This is a genomic window from Pantoea sp. X-Soil-YNGN-785 (assembly GCF_059730585.1).
The window spans coordinates 279,488-297,684 of record NZ_AP035943.1; the positions used below are offsets into that span (position 1 = coordinate 279,488).

Genomic DNA, 18,197 nt, shown 5'->3' on the forward strand with positions numbered 1-18,197 from the left:
CCCTGTTATTCCGGCAGAAAAGGCTCGCCTAGCGTCAGCATCAGGCGATTGGCCCAGGCAAAGAAGGCGGTGGACTGAATCAGGTCGAGCAGGTCGAGCGTATCCAGACCCTGCTCGCGCAGTGCAGCAATCTGCGACTGCGTAGGTTGCGCAGGGGTTAGTGACAGCGCAGCCGAAAAGGCGATGATCGGCTGCCAGCGGGCAGTGTGTCCGTGGGATAACACTGCGCCGGGCGCGACATTCAGCAGCTTCTGTATTGCGTCATCCTGCTTTGAAAGCTGGCTGGCTTTACGCGCATGAACCGAGGCGCAATAAATACAGCCGTTGACCTTACTGACCACGGTGGCGGCCAGCTCACGTTCGGCGCGCGGCAGCCCGCCAGCGGTGTAGAAAATGCCTTTGTCGGTCAGGGTACGCTGCTCCAGCAGCGGCAGGTTACGCCCCAGCAGACGGAAATAGTCGGAATCGGTGTGACCAAATTTTGCCAGTATCGCCTGCTCCTCCTCACTGAATTCAGCCAGCGGTCTGGCGGGCAGCCACGGCTCCCAGCCGAGTTCCTGCTGCGTAAACGCGGTCAGCGCCGTTTTGCCGCTGGCGGTCTTCAGTGCCTCATGCCAGTGACCGGCGACGACCGGTGCCGCTTCAGCCGCGGCTTCATGGCCCTGCAGGCTGCGCAGGCCTGTGATTAACCGGCTCTGAAAACTGACGAACGCCACCAGCTGCGCCAGCGTGACAATGCCACGCGGACTCCAGCCCGCCTGCTTCAGCGTCTCCAGATGGGCAGGTGTAGCGGCAACCGGCTCGAAGGTGAGGCGATGCGCGAAATCCAGCGCGGCGCTAATCCGATCACTGTCGGGCACGGGCTGCTGCGGCTGATAGTGCGTCTGCAGCTCCGACCGGTCATGCCAGCCTGCGACTTTTGCGGACAGAAGGCGTCGCTCGGCTAACGGAAAATCGTCATCGCCCTGGTCAAATAACACGTTGTAGCTGCCCTGGGCATGGCGCGTCGCGGCATGACGTGTCTGGCGCGCGTGGGCCAGTGCGGAAGCGGGATCGATATCCGCCAGTGCGGTAATCAAATCGTCAGGTTGACTCATGAAATTCTCCTGTCTGGTTCGCCAGCAGCACGAAGTGCGGGCGCAATATGTCCGGCAATCAGCTCAATCGAGCGCAGCGTGTCGGCATGCGAAGGCTCTGCTGAATGCACCTGGAATGAGATATCGGTGACGCGAGGCAGTACGCTGTCCTGCGCCAGTGAGCGCGCGACCTGATCGATGCCGCCAACATGGGCATCAAACTGTGCCAGCAGGTCATCAAAACTTTCACCGCGAATTTCGCCACGGTACTGAGCAGCCTGCTTGCGAATGCCCGGTTCAGCGATCTGACGCGCGTAGTAGTCTGAGTCCGCGACAAAGGCAGTGCGGGAGGCAAGAATACGCGGCTCAATTCCCACCGGAAGTGCCGCAAGATAGGCATCAATCAGCGGATTCTGCAGCGCATCGAGCGGACGTTCTGCCTGGCCTGCTGGCCGTGGCTGGGTGCGCGACAGCATCAGACCGTGTCCGCCCTGGCCGGCACGGATTGCGCCCTCAACTGAAAAGGTGGCGATCCACACGCGTCCGGCGAGCTGCGGCGCGGCGGGCCAGAGATGATTGTCCGGATGTCCCAGCGAATCACCGCGCCAGGCACTGAGCAGCGTATGCAGATTGTCTGCAAATGCCGCGCCGCGTTCGGCAAACGTCAGGCCAAAGGGTAAAAACGAGTCCGGCGTGCCGCCCGATCCCAGCCCGATCCCAGCCCGATCTCCAGCCGTCCGTCCGACAGCAAATCCAGTACTGCGGCATCTTCTGCGACCCGTAGTGCATTTTCCATCGGCAGCGTGATGATGGCAGTGCCGAGCCGGATGATGCGGGTATGGGCGGCGGCGTGCGCCAGGAAAACCAGCGGCGAAGGCAGTCCGCCCTCATCCTCATGAAAGTGATGCTGAGCAATCCATGCTGTATCAAAGCCACAGCGCTCGGCATGCTGAATCTGTTCTGTAGCCAGCTGATAGCGCTGTTTAGCCGGGACGTTATCCAGCAGTCGGGTAAAAAATCCGAGACGTCGGCTCATGCTGACTCCTTGTGCGTTAACGGAACGAGCGGAGGGATCGCACCAATCAGTTCACGCGTGTAGGGATGCTGAGGTGCGCTGAATATCGTGACAACGTCACCTTGCTCCACCGCTTCGCCCGCTTTTAAAACGGTGACGCTGTCGGCAATCTGTCGCACCGTCGCCAGATCGTGCGTAATGAACAGATAGGTCAGCCCCAGCTCGGCCTGAAGCTGCTGCAAGAGGTCGAGGATTTGTGCCTGCACCGTGACATCCAGCGCCGAAGTCGCCTCGTCCAGCACCAGGATTTCAGGCTCGCAGATTAGCGCCCGCGCCAGGGCTACACGCTGCCGCTGGCCGCCTGAAAGTTCATGCGGCTGACGTGATAACAGGGAGAGTGGCAGTGCCACCCGCGAGGTGATCGCTTCCACCCGTTCGCGGCGCTGGCTGCGGTTCAGCTTGTCAAAGTTACGCAGAGGTTCTTCGATAATTGAATAGAGCGTCTGGCGGGGATCGAGCGAGGCAAAGGGGTTCTGATAAACAAACTGGATCTTACGGCGCAGCTGACGCAATGCCTCGCCGCGCAATCCATTGACCACAATGCCGTCCAGCGTCACTGCGCCACTATCGATGGTTTCAAAGCCCAGAACGATGCGTGCCAGTGTCGTTTTGCCGGATCCGGATTCGCCGACCAGCGCATGCGTGGTGCCGCGTGCCACCTGAAAACTGACGTTGTTCAGTGCCTGTAATCGCTGCTGTTTACCCAGCGAAAAGCTTTTCATCACGCCGGTTGCCCGGATTGCCGGGGCAGAAAATCGGGCGGCCGCAGGTTTAACGCGGGCGGGTCGATCCGGCGCAGCATCGTTCAGTAACTGGCGGGTGTAGGGATGTGATGGCGCGCTGATGACCTGGGGGGTGCGTCCCGATTCCTGAATCTCACCGTGGCGAAAAACAATGATGCGGTCTGCACGCTGCGCCGCCAGCGCCAGGTCGTGGGTAACGAACAGCACGGCGGTACTGGATTCCTGCCGCAGGTCATCCAGCAGATCGAGAATGCGCTTCTGCACCGTGACATCCAGCGCGCTGGTCGGCTCATCCGCAATAATGATCTCCGGCTGCAGGGCGAGGGCGATAGCGATCAAAACACGCTGCTTCATGCCGCCTGACAGCTGATGCGGAAACTGCGTAACCCGCTGTTCCGGGTGGCTGAGACCGACGCGGGTCAGCAGATCGATCACCCGCTGCTTGCGCTGTGCTCCCGGTAATCGCAGATGCAGGCGCAGGATCTCCTCCACCTGTTCGCCGACGGTTTTCACCGGATTCAGGGAGTTGCCAGGATCCTGCGGCACCAGGCTGATGCGCGCACCGCGCAGCGAGTCGAAACGCTTCTGTGACCACTGGCTGATATCGACGCCGTTGAGCCGGATTTCACCCGCTTCGCGGCGGCCGTTTTCCGCCATCAGGCCCATAATGGCCTGTGCCGTGGTGGTTTTACCGGAACCGGATTCCCCGACCAGTGCCACCATCTCACCTGCGTGCAGTTCGAAGCTGACATTATGCACCACCGGCAGCCACTGGTTGCCACGGCGATAGCTTAGGGTCAGGTTGTTGACTGCGAGTAACGGCTGAGCGCTCATCGGCGTCCTCCTGAAAGTTGCTGACTGATGCGGTTCGCGGCGAGCACGACAGCCACCACCACCACACCAGGAAACGTGGTCAGCCACCAGGCGGTAGCCAGATAATTACGCCCTTCAGCGATTAGCAGACCCCATTCCGGCACCGGCGGCGGCGTGCCGTAGCCGAGAAAGCTCAGGGTCGACAGCGCCAGAATCGCCTGACCAAACTGCAGGGCGGCATAGGCAATCACCGGCGTCAGCGCATTGGGCAGAATGTGACGCCACAGCACGCTAAAAAAGCGGCCGCCGCTGCCATATGCCGCCTCGATATATTCACTGTGGCGAATGCGCACCACTTCGGCCCGCGCCAGCCGGGCGAAGCTGGCAATGGAGGCGATGCCCACTGCGAGCGCGGCGTTCAGGGTGCCGAAGCCGAGTAGTATCAGCACGCTCAGTGAGAGCAGCAGCGGCGGGATCGCCAGCAGCACATCCACGGCGCGCATCACGATCGATTCAGTTTTGCCGCCCGTGGCGCCCGCCAGGACGCCCAGCGCGGTTCCGGCCAGCAGTCCGATCGCTACCGCCATGACCGCAGCGGAAAGCGAATGTGACGCGCCGTAAACGATGCGGGCAAAGAGATCGCGGCCAAGCTGGTCGGTGCCGAGCCAGTGTCCGGTCTGCGGTGCCAGCCGCTGTGCGCCCGCGATGCCTTCCAGCGGGTTGGCCTGGGTAAAAAGGGCCGGGAAAAGGGCCGCCAGCACGGCCAGCAGCATCACGAATACGGCCAGCCACAGGCCCGGTGCGAAGCGGTAACGCCTGGACGGGACGGATTGTCGGGCGGCCGCGTAATCAACCAGACTCATGTTGCACCTCTTAAGAGCTGTAAGCGCGGATCAAACAGCGGCATCAGCAGATCCACCAGCAGATTAATCACTACAAAACCCAGCGCGGAGATCATCACCACCGCCTGTAAAACTGCGACATCCTGATTGTTCACCGCCTGCTGCGTCAGCTGACCCAGCCCCCCCAGCCCAAACACCGTTTCGGTAATCAGCGCGCCGGCAATCAGTTCGCCGAGCAGCAGACCCGCCACGGTAAGCACCGGCAGCATGGCGTTACGCAGGATGTGCCGCCACAGGACATAGTGCTCGCTGGCGCCTTTGGCCCGCGCCACCGCCACGAATGGCCGGGTGGAAACCTCATCAATGCTGCGCAGCAGAATCTGTGCCAGCGGCGCTGAGATTGGAACCGCGACGGTGATAATCGGCAGAATCAGTCCCTGCCAGGGCGAGGGATTGATGACCGGGATCCAGCGCAGCTGGAATGAGAAGAGCTGAATCAGGGCGATGCCGAGCCAGAAGGTCGGCACGGAGATAAACAGCGCGGGCAGGGATTGCAGCAGATTACGCAGGAAGCGCAGGGCGGGCAGCCTTGAGAGGGTCGCCAGCACGAAAGCCAGCAGCGTTGCCAGCAGGAATCCGCACAGCGCCAGTCGCAGCGTGCCCGGCAGGTTGCTGGTCAGCAGTTCACTGACCGGCACGCCCGCCTGCACCGAATAGCCGAACTCGCCATGCAGCATCGCCGCCAGCGTATGCAGATATTGTTGCCACAGCGGGCTGTCTGCGCCATAGGCCTGGCGCATCTCAGCAATCTGCTGGGGACTCAGGCCGAGATCCGGATTCTGAAACTTGATCAGCACCGCATCACCCGGCAGCACCTGCAACAGCACGAATGACAGGGTAAACGCAGCCCACAGTACCAGCAGTCCCAGACCGGCGCGTTGCAGCAGATAGTGGCGCATCATCACCTCCGGTTACTGTTTTTCCAGCCAGGCACCATACAGCGCCGGACGGCCTACCGCTTCAAAACTGACCCCTTTCAGCCAGGGCGCGCCTGCATAAACCTGCGGCTCTTCAAAAATCGGAATCACATAGGCCTGGTCCAGGAGATAGCGCTGAACATCACCGGTCAGCTGCAGGCGTTTTGCCGGATCAACTTCGGAGGAGACGTCCACCAGCAGCTGATTAAGTTTGTCATCACGGAAGTTTTTTACTTTGTCGCTGGAGCCACCTTTCTGCAGCAGGTTGTCGCGGTTAGCCGGGTAGAAGCTGCTTTTGATCACGTCGGGATCGGCGCGGCCAACTTCGGTAACGTTAAGCGGCGTCTTCAGGGGATCGAGGTTATCCAGCGTTTTGCTGCCCGCATCACCGGCTTTGACGGTGAGGGCAACCCCCGCCTGTCGCCACTGCTGCGCGACCAGTTGCAGCACCTCTTTGTTCTGCGGCTGTGGCAGGGATTCATAGACGGTCAGAGCCAGTCGCTGGCCCGCTTTCTCCCGGATGCCATCTGCGCCCGGTTTCCAGCCCGCCTGGTCGAGCAATGTCTTCGCTTTCGCCAGATCAAACGTCAGTTTGTCCGCCAGATTGACGTAGCCCGCAGCGGTGGTCGCGACGACCGAGGTTGCCTGCGGATAGTTGGGAGAGAAGAGCGTTTCAACCACCTGCTTCGCATTAGTGGCGTGCAGCAACGCCTGACGCACCCGGATATCACTCACCAGCGGGTTATCGGGGCGGAAGCTCAGGCTGTCGTTGACGCCCCGGGTCGGCGCGGCATAAACCGGGAAGTTCTGATCTTTCGCCTGCTTCTCATCATAAGCCTGCACCTGACGAATCAGTTCCGCCTGGCCCGCCAGCAGCGCACCGATGCGCACGCTGTCTTCCGGCGTCACAATCACTTTAATTCCGTCGAGGTTAGCCGGCCCCTGCTGCCTGATGTTTTTCGGGCCCCACTGGTACTCTTTGCGCGCCACCAGATCCACTTCACGACCGAGCTTCTCATCACTGACCACAAATGGCCCGGAACCGATGATATGCCGGGCATCACCCAGTTGATCGAAACTGCGTGCCAGGGTACTCAGCGACACCAGGCCGGAGCCAATCGTGGCGGTGCCCTGCAAAAATCCGGGCGAGGGTTTTTTGAAATAAAACTTCACCGTCAGCGGGTCAATCACTTCACTGTGGTCGTAGTTATTAATCACTTCCGAAACCGGCAGGCGCAGCGCTTTATTTCCCAGCCCGTAAGTATCAAAGTTTTTCGCCACCGCGTTAGCATCTAATGGCGTGCCGTCGGAAAAAGTCACGCCAGGACGTAACTTAAACGTGTATTCGGTTTTATCGGCATTGGTGGTCCAGCTTTCCGCAATCCAGGGTTCCACCTGTAATGTTTCAGGATTCTGCCAGGTTAATTTATCGGTAATCTGATTGAGAATGCCGCCATTCGGGTAAAAGCCACCGGCGGGCGGATAGAGGTTGGTATGTGCCTGCTGTTCAAGATAAATCAGCGTGCCGCCTTTGACCGGCGCGGCCACTGCATTAAAAGTGAGAGTCCCGGCAAGTAATGTAAAAACCAGCGTCTGTGCGCGTGGTTTAAGGGGAAATAACGTCGTCATGGTGAATTCCTTTGTTATCAATTGCCTCAGCAGGCGGAATCATCATCGAATGACGCATCACACAGATAAAGTAACGATTTGGTCAAAGCTTATCTGAAAATAATAAATGCGGGAGTGAGTGGGAATTTATGAATGGTTTGAATATACGGAATGGCAAATAAAAATCTGCCATTCCGCGGGTTTATATTTTCTTAACGACCAGCAGGGGTGTTATTACAATTCGGCACATAATTTCCGCTGGCCTGCACGCAGGAACGCACTCACCAGACCCAGCCACAGCAGCCCGCAGATCAGGTTCACCAGGCTGAAGCCCCCGGTTCCAAAGCTGAAATACGCGGTTTTGGCGGCTTCAATGCCCAGTGCAATAATCAGGATGCTTATCATGCCCAGCATTGCCGCCACGCTGCCTTTTCCGGCATTGCTGGAATAGAGTGTCATGCGATACAGTCCGGCGTTAATCAGCCCGGTGCCGAAGCCGTAAAGACTCATTCCGGCGGTGAGCCACAGATAACTTTGCGGATCCAGCAGGGTAGCGACCGCCGCAATAGCCAGTCCGCAGACTACTGGCCAGGCACCAAGCCGTATCGGCTGTTCAATCGGCAGACGGCTGGATAAGCGGCCCAGCGTCAGGTTGCCCGCAATCATCGCGGCAAAGACCGGCAGCTGAAGCAGGGCATAGTCGATGCGGCTGAGTTGCGCGCCGTGGATCAAAATCACGGGTGATAGCGCCACCCAGGCGATGCAGGGTACGGTGACCAGTCCGATAGCCAGTGAACCACGCATCACCTGACGATCCTTCAGCAACGCCGCGTAACCACTGATAATCGATCGCAGCGACAGCGGTTTCTGACGATCGCCTGCTGTTTCAGGCATGGCATACCACAGCCCGGCCAGCGCCAGCGCCGCAACCGCACCAATCAGCCAGAACAGGGTGCGCCATTCTCCCACGGTCAGAAAAGCCGCGCCAGCCAGCGGCCCGGCCAGCGGGGCGAGCAAGGCAACGTTGGCCATCAGCGCCATCATTTTGATGCTCAGCGACTCCGTGAACGCCTCCTGCACCGCTGCGTAACCCACCGCACCGATAAAGCAGAGGCTGATCCCCTGCAGAAACCGCAGCAGGACAAACTGCTCAATGCTTTGCACCCAGTGGGTCGCGATGCAGGAGAGCATAAAAAAGGCCACGCCGCTGAGCAGCACCGGACGTCGCCCGATACGATCCGAGAGCGGACCCAGCAGCCACTGCAGCAGTATGCCACCGAACAGATAGGCAGTGAGCGAGGTGGAGACCCACTCTGGCCCGACTTTAAATTCCTGGGTCACCAGCAGCATGCCGGGCTGGATCATGTCATGGGCGATATAGGTAGCGAACTCGAACAGCACCAGAGAAAGCGGAAAGATCAGATGTCGCCGGGTCAGCTTTGCCAGCGGTTGAAAAGAAGCCATTGAAGATTCCTGCAATAAAACCATTAAAAAAGCGGCCACCAGGGTGACCGCATAATTACTTAGTGACAGTGTAACGCTTAGCGCCAACGGGCAATCGGGTTGACCAGCGTACCGGCGAACTTAAGGTTCTCGGCGGGATCGGACAGGTTGATCATCTGCTGGTTATTCGCCAGCTGCAGGCGGTTCAGGCAGGAGCGGGTAAACTCGGGCGCGAACATGTCATAACGCGCGAATTTAGTCGCATGCTCCGGATGCGCCTGCTGGTAATCCTTCACGCACTGCGCCACTGCCTGCCAGAAATCGTCTTCCGGCAGCGTCTCTGACTGATCGAGAATCGCGCTGATAAAGCGGAAGATGCAGTCAAACACATCAGTGAAGATGGAGAGCAACTTAAGCTCCTCCGGCACTTCGACGGCCAGACGCTGCACGCCTTCCGGCAGCACCGCGTCCGGGTTCATCACGGCGATCTCTTCGCCGATATCCTTCATATAGGCGCTGACCGGAACGTTGTTCTCCAGCAGCATGATCAGGTTTTCACCGTGCGGCATAAACACCAGATCGTGCTGATAGAAGCAGTGCAGCAGTGGGCTGAGATAGCAGGTCAGATAGCGTTCAATCCACTGCTTAGCAGGTAAACCGGAGTCCGCGATCAGCGCGGGCAGCAGTGGCTGCTGGTGGTGATCGACGTGCAGGAAAGAGGCCATCGTCATCAGACGCTGGCCCGGTTGCAGGCTGGCGGCTGGATTATCGCGCCACAGCGCAGCAAACATCTTTTTATAGGCGGAGTCGCCTTTGATCGCCTGCTCGTAGTAGCGGTTGTGATAGCCAACCGACGCAACTTCACGCAGGATGCGGAAATCACAGCGTTTCAGCCAGTCATCGCCCGCCACCAGCTTTTCCAGCCAGCCGTTTATCGCAGGTGTTGTCGCCATGTAGTAGGGTGACAGACCGCGCATAAAGCCCATGTTAAGTACTGACAGCGCGGTTTTCACGTAACGCTTTTCAGGCTGGCTGCGGTTAAAGAAGGTACGGATGGACTGTTGCGCCTGGTATGCGTCATCGCCGGTGCCGAGATAAACAATATCGTGATTAGCGATGTCCGCTGCAAACACGGTCAGCAGTTTGTTCTGCCACTGCCATGGATGTACCGGCATCAGGATATAGTCCTCTGTCGCCAGCCCTTTCTTTATCAGCTGCGCATTGAACTGTTCCACGGTAGTGTCGCCCAGCTCATCACGCATCAGCTGCTCATAGCTCAGCTCGCTGAGGCTGGAGAAATGGGCGTTGCGGCGGTGGACCGCGACCCAGATAAGATGTACGGGCGCGGCCGCTTCCGGCGCATAGGCCAGATAGTCCTGTGCATCGAAGCCAATACGTCCGTTGTTGGCAACAAAGCAGGGATGGCCTTCGGTCATCGCCGCTTCTACCGTCTGGAAATCGGCTGCAACCAGCGCCTGGCTGTCGGGGTTATTCTTCTGCAGCTTATAGACACTGCTGCACAGCGTGCTGCTGATCTCTTCCATGTAAGTTGCCAGCAGCGCCTGCGGAATCCCGATCTCACCGTTAAACTCAACGATAAATTTCAGCGCATCCAGCGGCAGCGCGTGACCGTTCTCCTGCTTGCGCAGGGAATCTGCGTCGATCTCCCAGTGATCCAGCGCCAGCCGCGACGCCCGGAAATGGTAAGTTGCTTCACCGCCCGGCACCGCCAGCTGATAACTTCCATCGTCCGTTTCCTGCGGCGCAATGATTTTTTCATGCGCAAACTCAGCAACTGCTTTGCGGATCAGCATGCGGTTTGCCTGCGCCCAGTGGTCGCCCGTCAGATGCGTGCCGTCTGTCAGTGATGGGAGGATGTTCATGGTCTGCGACTCCTGCTGTAAAGCGTGTTGATAATCTTCCCGCTGGCAGAAGGCCAGCCAGGCAGTTTTATGGCCCATGTCGATGGTGTGCTGGTAGTGGAACCCGGCGCGCTTATTCAGCACGTGAATTTTTTCATTGCGCACGTCCGGTTCGACCACCACGCGACGCACCTCGGGGCGGCTGAACATGTAGTCCATCACCAGCGTGAAGACCTGCCAGCTGAAGGCCTTAATCGGCTTGCTGGCCGGGGCAATCAGAATGTGCATGCCGTAATCATCAGGCGCGGCCGGATAAAATTTACCGACCTCATCGTCGCCGGCGCGATAGCACTCAATCAGGCAGACGGGCTGATCGTTGCAGCAGCCAATCAGCGCTGCATGCGGATCCGTTGCCGTCAGCGTCTGGTAGAACGCCGCGACCTGCTCCAGGCTCTGCTGCTGCATGCCCCAGAAGCGGGCGTAATCACGGGTGACCCAGCTGTGGATTAGGGGGGCATCGCTCTCCAGCATGGGTCTCAGGGTGAACGTGCCTGCGGGGCGATCGGCACTGAACAGTGGTAGTGATTTCATCTCAGTGCTCCGATTTAGCCGGGAAGGTCTGGAAGGCGATCTGGCGCTCAATCGGGTAGACCTCGCGTCCGGTCAGTTCACGCAGCAGCACAGAGTTGCGGTAGCAGGCCATGCCGAGATCCGGCGTGACAAAGCCGTGGGTATGCAGCTCGGCGTTCTGTACGAAGATCTGATTATGATGGTCGATGCTGTAGTTGCGCTGCACGTCGTAGCGGCCTTTGTCATCCCAGCGCAGGCGTGCGGTGATGCCTTCTAAAAACATCGGCGGCTGATAGTGATAGCCGGTCGCCATCACCAGTCCTTCGGTGCGACGGGTGAAGGTGCAATCCTGCTCCTCCTGATGCAGCGTCAGCTCGAATTCGCCCTGCGGCAGCCAGCGCATCGCGGTCAGCGCCGAGTGGGTGAAGAGGTTGACGTTGAGATCACCGTCGAGCTGTTTCACATACATCAGGTCATAAATGTCATTGATTAAGCTGCTGTTGATGCCTTTATAGAGATTCTTATGGCGCGCATTCAGCTCGTCACGGGTGGTGGCGGGCAGGGCATGGAAATAGTCGACCCACTCTGGTGAGGTCATCTCCAGCGTGAGCTTGGTGTACTCCAGCGGATAGAAACGCGGCGCGCGAGTGATCCAGTTGAGCTGATAACCAAAGCGGTCAATATCGGTCAGCAGGTCGTAGTAGATTTCCGCGGCGCTCTGGCCGCTGCCGAGTACGGTAATCGAACGTTTCTGCTGCAGTTCTGCTTTGTTAGCCAGATAGTGGCTGGAGTGCGTCAGGCGCTGACGATGCGGCTGGCTGCACGCTGGCATCCAGGCTTTTGGCCCGGTGCCGAGGACCAGATGACGCGCCTGATAGCGCTGTTTTTCACCACTTCGGGTGTCGGTCACCTGAAGGTGATAGATCCCGGCGGCCTCATCATAGCTGACATACTCGACATGGCTGTTCCAGCGCAGATTAGAGAGTTTTGAGCTGGCCCACTGGCAGTACTGGTTATACTCTTTGCGCATCAGAAAGAAGTCTTCACGGATATAAAAAGAGTATAACTTTCCCTTTTCCTTCATGTAGTTGAGCAGACTGTACGGGCTGGTGGGATCGGCAAGCGTCACCAGGTCGGCCATAAACGGCGTCTGCAGATGCGCATTTTCCAGCATCATGCCGGTGTGCCAGTCAAAGCCCGGATTCTCATCCAGGAACAGACCATTCAGCCCCTCAACCGGCTCGCTCAGACAGGCCAGGCTAAGGTTGAACGGGCCGATGCCGATACCAATAAAGTCATAAACGGGATTATTCATTTCAGATCTCTCCATGATTCGCCGCACTCAGCGCAGAGGCACGCACCTGTTCGCGGCCATAGTGCGCAATCAGGCTCAGTACATCTTCAATGTCGGCCGTGGTCGTGGTGGGATTTAACAGGGTAAATTTCAGGTACTGACGACCGTCGACTTTGGTGCCCGCAATCACCGCATTACCGGAACGGAACAGCGCTTTACGGATGGCAGCGTTGATCTCGTCGATCTGCGCGTCGCTGGCATGTTTGCCGGGAACGTAACGGAAAATCTGGGTCGTCAGCTCAGGCGCATGCAGCACTTCAATGGCAGGATGCGCAGTTAACAGCTGGTGCGCGGCCTGGGTCAGATCTATCAGCGTATCGAAGGCGTCACCCAGCGCCGCCGGGCCCATCACGCGCAGTGTCAGCCACATTTTCAGGGCGTCAAAACGGCGTGTGGTCTGAATACTTTTGTTAACCAGATTGGGCGTGCCTTCCTGCTGCGCGCTGAGTGGATTCAGGTAATCTGCATGGTGCGTGACATGCTTCAGGTCATGGCTGTCGCGCACAAAGAAGGCGCCGCAGCTAACGGTCTGGAAGAACGATTTGTGATAATCGACAGTGACGGAGTCAGCACGCTCAATGCCGTTCAGCCGTGCGCGATGATTCTCAGAAACCAGCAGACCGCAGCCGTAAGCGGCATCAACGTGCATCCAGAGACCATAATCTTCACAGAGACGGGCGATGTCGGGCAGCGGATCGATGCTGCCAAAGTCGGTGGTGCCGCTGGTGGCGACCACAGCAATCGGGATCAGCCCTTCACTGCGGCAGCGTACGATCTCCTCTTCCAGGCATTTTGCATCCATGCGGTAGTGGTCATCGTGATCAACGGCGATAACCGCGTCATAGCCCAGACCCAGAATCGCCATCGACTTCTGAATACTGAAGTGGCTGAGTTTCGAGGTAAACACCCGCCACTTCGACGCCGTCTCCGGCAGGCCGCGATGCTTAATCAGATGCCCCGGATGATGTTCCGCGCACCAGCTGTCACGCGCCAGCAGCATTGCCATCAGGTTGGATTGAGTGCCGCCGCTGGTAAAGATCCCATCCGATCCGGCAGGCAGACCAATACGGCCCAGCGTCCAGTCGATCACCTTCTGCTCAATCAGCGTGCCGCCGGCACTCTGATCCCAGGTATCAACCGAGCTGTTTACCGCCGCCATAATCTGTTCGGCCATCAGAGAGGGCAGCACGACCGGGCAGTTCAGGTGCGCAAGGTATTTAGGATGGTGGAACCAGACGGCGTCACGCAGATAGAGCTGACTCAACTCTGCCAGCGCGTCATCGTTATTGCCCAGCGGACGATCGAGATCGACATCGCTGAACTCCGCCGCCAGTTCGTGGGGCAGAATCCCGCTGAAAGGCTTCTCTACGCCAGTCACGGTGCGCGTCATCAGCGCCAGCACCTCCTGAGTCTGCTGCGACCAGGCCGCCAGTTGCTGATCGTTAAAAATAGCCGTTTCGGCTCCGCTGGCATTGGAGGCTGGCGCGAGGTCCAGTGCCGTCTGAGTGGATGAGCGTAAAAGCATTTTCAGTTCCTGTGCGTGAATACCAGTGACCCTGCCGACACAACGTCAGCAGCGTTAGAAATCCGCTCAACAACTCCAGTAAACATAAAACTAACTAACCAGATAAAAACCCTGACCATTACGTGGATTAGTGTTTTCACCTTAAAAAGAGAAAATACCGCATATTATTTGTGGATTTGGCAGCGTTTAACGCTTTGTTATATGCGGATGAGAGTGTAAATGTTAATCATTATCATTCAATTGTTTTGTTGTTAAATTTTATTTATTAGTATGTCTAATGTTGAAAGTGTGATTCAGATCACTTTTTGCGTTCGGAATAGTCCTTTTTTTAGGGAAACCAGGACCGGGTTGAATCAGAAATGAGGGGTGCAGTAGCGTGGTGCGTTAGCGTGCGGGCAAAACAAAGATGCGAAAACTGACAGAAATCGATATCAGGATGGGCGTGCTGCGGTCAGTCACCGTGGTAATAGCGGTGGTTCGGGCGAATCGGTCGGATATGAAGAACGGAAAAGGCAGAGAGCCTTTTCCGGTTAGCATTACAGCGCCTGATTACACTTCATTTGTTTCAGCAGGAACCTTCTTTTTAGCCATAAAGTTATAAACCACAAGCAGGCCAAAAATGCCGGTGATAATCAGGGTAATGGTTCCCTTATCCATAAAGTGCGCCATATTACCGAGCAGGATGCCTGTGACGCCAAAATCTGTATCCGAGAAAGTGGTGTTGGTCAGTCCAATCTGACCGAGTACCGGCAGCAGGGCGACAGGCAGGAAGGTGATCAACAGGCCATGCGCAAAGGCGCCGCAGATTGCTCCGCGTTTACCACCGGTCGCATTACCAAACACACCGGCTGTCGCACCACAGAAGAAGTGAGGAACCACACCGGGCAGAATCAATACCCAATGCAGCTGACCCAGGAGAAACAGTCCGACCAGGCCACCGACAAAGCTGGAGATAAAGCCAACCAGCACCGCATTCGGCGCATAGGGGAAGACAATCGGGCAATCGAGCGCGGGTCTGGCTTCCGGCACCAGTTTTTCTGAAAAGCCGGTAAAGGCTGGGACAATTTCAGCCAGAATTAAACGCACGCCCTGCAGAATGATAAAGACGCCAGCGGCAAAGGTAATGGCCTGAATAAAGGAGTACACCAGGTAGTTCTGACCATTGCTGAAATTAGCCTCTACATACGCTTTACCGGCGGAGACCGACAGGATTAAATAGATAATCATCATCGTCAGCGAGATAGAGATGGTACTGTCGCGCAAAAAACTCAGGTTTTTTGGCATGTTCATCTCTTCGGTGGATTTCGATCCCTTACCCACCACAGAACCGATCCAGCCCGATAAGACATAACCAATGGTCCCGGTATGCGCCAGCGCGACATGGTCGCCTCCGATGATCTTACGCATATAGGGCTGGGCGATAGCCGGGAAGGTAGCCATCAGAATACCCAACAGCAATGATCCGGTGTAAATAAGCTGAAGACCTTCGAAACCAGCGACCGATAAAATAATCGCGATCATACAGGCCATATAAAACGTCACATGTCCTGACAGATAGATATATTTGAGTCGGGTAAATCGGGCGACCACGATGTTGGCAACCATGCCGAAGGCCATGATCATGGTGGTTGGCGCCCCATATTTAGCCAGCGCGATAGAGACCATCGCTTCGTTATTTGGAATGATGCCCTGAACATCAAACGCATGCTTGAAAATGTCGCCCAGTGGCGTCAGAGAACCGACCAGAACGGTCGCGCCACCTGCCAGCACCAGAAAGCCCAGAATAGTTTTTACCGTGCCCTTAATCACATCAGGAAACGGCTTCTTCTGCGCAATCAGTCCGAAAAATGCCACCAGCCCGACCAGGATTGAGGGCACTTTCAGTACATCGACGACGAACTGCAAAAGATTTTGAGTAAACATATTAACCTCGAGGTAAGGCGTTTATCTGATTATTAGCGTCAGTTTTTCTCAAAATACTCGCGTATTTTCTGCTCCACTTCTTTCAGGTCGATAATATTGTTAATGATGATGACCTTCTGTTCTGGCAGGTTTGCGCTGTAGGCAATATCTTTTGCCATCACAAACACATCCGCCACGTCAGGAGTAACAGAACCAAGATCCGAATGTTCAACTTCCGCTTCAACGCCGATTGTTTTAAGCACTTTCTTGATGTTCATTTCCATCATAAAGCTGCTGCCCAGACCTGAACCACACACTGCCATAATCTTCATATCAAACCTCATTCACTGTTGATTAAAAGTCGCGTTTTAACGGGCGGTCAGACGCCTGATAAAATCGTCATAAGTGCGTCCTGGCTGCTTGCATTAAAGAGCCGTGCCATGATGTTTTCATCGGACAGAACGTCCGCCAGCTGGGAAATCATTTCGATATGGCTGTTACTGTCCGGTGCCGCAAACATAAAAATCGCCTTTACCGGATCGTTCTCTTCAGAGTCAAAATTCACTGCTGTGCCCAGCAGCACAATCGACAAGCCCAGCTTGTGTGCGCCTTCCTCAGGGCGCGCGTGAGGCATGGCAATCTGCGGCGCGATAACAAAAAAGGGACCAATCTCCTCTTTCTGTCGAATAATGGCATCAATATAATCCTGCGATATTGCGCCTTCAGTGAGCAGAGGCCGCCCGGCTATCGCTATCGCTTCCTGCCAGTTCGCAACGCGTTCAACGTACTGGACTTTCTCATTGTTTAACCACTTCGCCAGGTGTGACATCGTTTTGCTCCTCCTCAGAATGCCTGAGTATGTACAGTCAGTTTTTTTTAAACGCTCCCTCCGCCACTTTTCAACTGAGCCTTCAGACCATAGAAGCTCAGGATAATGAAGGCCATATGATTATTAAAAGAGCCACTATTCATAGCGTTACGAAAAACTTAGTTGCTGACTACGGGCTTAAGGTTATATTTCATCTTCGTCATCACATCTGTACATGTTGAAGATGTCTAGTCATCCTGATGATGTCCTTCGACGTGTACGGACACAACCTGTAAAGTTAAAATATCGCTGAACAGCCTTAACATCAGTGCCAATTTGATAAGTTGGTCACATATTCAGGTAGCCGAAGTAGTACTTGTCCGGCAATGTCAGGCAGAACTGTACTGACACGGATTGATGGCGTTTCACCTTCACGCATACAGGAAGAGATTCGATGGTTGATGGCATCACAGAAAAGCAAAAAGAGGTTGTAGATTACATCCTCAATAAAATTAAGGATGATGGCCTTCGCCCCGGAGAAAAGCTGGATACAGAAATATCCATCGCAAAAAGTATCGGTATTACCCGTGCCACGGTTCGTGAAGCGACACGTATTCTGGTTGAGCAGCAGAGAATTTACCGCGTTAAAGGTTCAGGTATCTTTGTAGGTTCTACTGAAATAAGCAGCCAGGCGCACCGATACCATGTGCTTTCACCGTTTGATTTTCAGGCACAACGAAAAGGTCATAAAGGCGTCAGGAAAATCATTTCGGTCAGCATAATTAAGGTCCCGTCAGCCGATATGGCGCAGGCGCTCCGTATTAAAAACAGCGATCAGATTTATAAAATTTTACGCCTGATGTGTTTCGATGATATCCCTGTGGCTCTCGAACATATTCATCTGCCGGTGAATATGTTTAATAGCCTGGAATTCAGCAAGCTGGAAGTCTCAAAATATGCCTATATTGAAGAGGTTACCGGTAAGAAAGTGCAGCTCAGGGATCAGCATCTGACGGCCGTGAACCTCACGGATTCACAGACTCTGACTCTGCTTAACTTAGCGGCAGGGGATGCGGTCATTCAGCTCAATGAGACGGTTTTCCTTGATGATGGTGTTCCCTGCGAGGTGAATGTGGCGATTATTAACACCCGATATTTCCCGTTGAAGCAAAATTCACAGCGGCCTTAGTAACTATTATTTACGGTTAATCTACCCAGAGAGAAAGACTATTTATAGAAGCTTCTTTTGACTATTTCTAAGGACTATCTCAATCTTATTACACTCTCTGGTCCTGATGCCGTTTATAATCTTCTACCTTATGCTGAAAAATTCGGGTACAGAATCTTTGCAGCCGGATGTTTCGCTAACCCCAACAAAGACACTTTTCACCTCTCCATACATAAGACGATTTTCTGCAAACCTTTGCCATTTAGTCGGTTTAAATCATATTAAAATCAGGCGGTGAACAGCGTTTAACGTTGTCTGGCGGGCTGACATCCTGTTTCAGCGTCATTTATTTCTCTGCCACTGCTCACTTCTCCCCATTATGACGAATTCAATAAAGCATAAAACAATATGATGTTTTACCAATAATCGAC

At 55.7% G+C, this 18,197-nt stretch carries 13 protein-coding genes and 1 pseudogene; 1 reads left to right on the forward strand and 13 read right to left on the reverse strand.

Going from position 1 to position 18,197, the window contains the following annotated elements; translation table 11 throughout:
• Positions 1–5: 5 nt before the first annotated feature.
• The 13 genes and pseudogenes from AC6I8E_RS19995 to AC6I8E_RS20055 form a co-directional block, all read right to left on the reverse strand.
• On the reverse strand, positions 6–1,097 hold the full coding sequence (locus AC6I8E_RS19995) for an alkylhydroperoxidase domain protein (RefSeq protein WP_497824895.1): 1,092 nt from the start codon (positions 1,095–1,097) through the stop codon (positions 6–8).
• Positions 1,094–2,112, reverse strand: a pseudogene (locus AC6I8E_RS20000) (putative FMN-dependent luciferase-like monooxygenase). The gene AC6I8E_RS19995 and the pseudogene AC6I8E_RS20000 overlap by 4 nt, the downstream one beginning before the upstream one ends.
• Positions 2,109–3,728 (reverse strand): dipeptide ABC transporter ATP-binding protein, encoded by a 1,620-nt coding sequence (locus tag AC6I8E_RS20005; RefSeq protein ID WP_497824896.1) that lies wholly within the window; start codon positions 3,726–3,728, stop codon positions 2,109–2,111. Before AC6I8E_RS20005 ends, AC6I8E_RS20000 begins: the two are co-directional and overlap by 4 nt.
• Complete coding sequence (locus AC6I8E_RS20010; RefSeq protein WP_201251343.1) at positions 3,725–4,570, reverse strand: ABC transporter permease; 846 nt, start codon at positions 4,568–4,570, stop codon at positions 3,725–3,727. The genes AC6I8E_RS20005 and AC6I8E_RS20010 overlap by 4 nt, the downstream gene beginning before the upstream one ends.
• On the reverse strand, positions 4,567–5,508 hold the full coding sequence (locus tag AC6I8E_RS20015; RefSeq protein ID WP_201251510.1) for an ABC transporter permease: 942 nt from the start codon (positions 5,506–5,508) through the stop codon (positions 4,567–4,569). The genes AC6I8E_RS20010 and AC6I8E_RS20015 overlap by 4 nt, the downstream gene beginning before the upstream one ends.
• Before the next feature lie 12 nt (positions 5,509–5,520).
• On the reverse strand, positions 5,521–7,155 hold the full coding sequence (locus tag AC6I8E_RS20020; protein WP_201251342.1) for a TIGR04028 family ABC transporter substrate-binding protein: 1,635 nt from the start codon (positions 7,153–7,155) through the stop codon (positions 5,521–5,523).
• A 213-nt stretch (positions 7,156–7,368) separates the two neighbouring features.
• Positions 7,369–8,598: an MFS transporter gene (locus tag AC6I8E_RS20025; RefSeq protein ID WP_201251341.1), complete on the reverse strand. Its 1,230-nt coding sequence runs from the start codon at positions 8,596–8,598 to the stop codon at positions 7,369–7,371.
• 77 nt (positions 8,599–8,675) lie between these two features.
• Positions 8,676–11,030: a GNAT family N-acetyltransferase gene (locus tag AC6I8E_RS20030; RefSeq protein ID WP_497824897.1), complete on the reverse strand. Its 2,355-nt coding sequence runs from the start codon at positions 11,028–11,030 to the stop codon at positions 8,676–8,678.
• Position 11,031: 1 nt separating this feature from the next.
• Positions 11,032–12,324 carry a lysine N(6)-hydroxylase/L-ornithine N(5)-oxygenase family protein gene (locus tag AC6I8E_RS20035; protein ID WP_095707818.1) on the reverse strand — a complete coding sequence of 431 codons (1,293 nt, stop codon included), beginning with the start codon at positions 12,322–12,324 and terminating at the stop codon, positions 11,032–11,034.
• Between the two features lies 1 nt (position 12,325).
• Positions 12,326–13,888 carry a pyridoxal phosphate-dependent decarboxylase family protein gene (locus tag AC6I8E_RS20040; protein WP_147788841.1) on the reverse strand — a complete coding sequence of 521 codons (1,563 nt, stop codon included), beginning with the start codon at positions 13,886–13,888 and terminating at the stop codon, positions 12,326–12,328.
• Between the two features lie 549 nt (positions 13,889–14,437).
• Positions 14,438–15,811, reverse strand: a complete 1,374-nt coding sequence (gene ulaA / locus AC6I8E_RS20045; RefSeq protein ID WP_147788842.1) for a PTS ascorbate transporter subunit IIC — start codon at positions 15,809–15,811, stop codon at positions 14,438–14,440.
• 38 nt (positions 15,812–15,849) lie between these two features.
• Positions 15,850–16,122, reverse strand: a complete 273-nt coding sequence (locus AC6I8E_RS20050; protein WP_003855084.1) for a PTS sugar transporter subunit IIB — start codon at positions 16,120–16,122, stop codon at positions 15,850–15,852.
• A gap of 47 nt (positions 16,123–16,169) precedes the next feature.
• Positions 16,170–16,619, reverse strand: a complete 450-nt coding sequence (locus AC6I8E_RS20055) for a PTS sugar transporter subunit IIA (protein WP_033785124.1) — start codon at positions 16,617–16,619, stop codon at positions 16,170–16,172.
• 433 nt (positions 16,620–17,052) lie between these two features.
• On the opposite strand from AC6I8E_RS20055, the gene AC6I8E_RS20060 reads away from it, so the two are divergent.
• On the forward strand, positions 17,053–17,787 hold the full coding sequence (locus AC6I8E_RS20060; RefSeq protein WP_013196305.1) for a GntR family transcriptional regulator: 735 nt from the start codon (positions 17,053–17,055) through the stop codon (positions 17,785–17,787).
• The last annotated feature ends 410 nt before the right edge of the window (positions 17,788–18,197 follow it).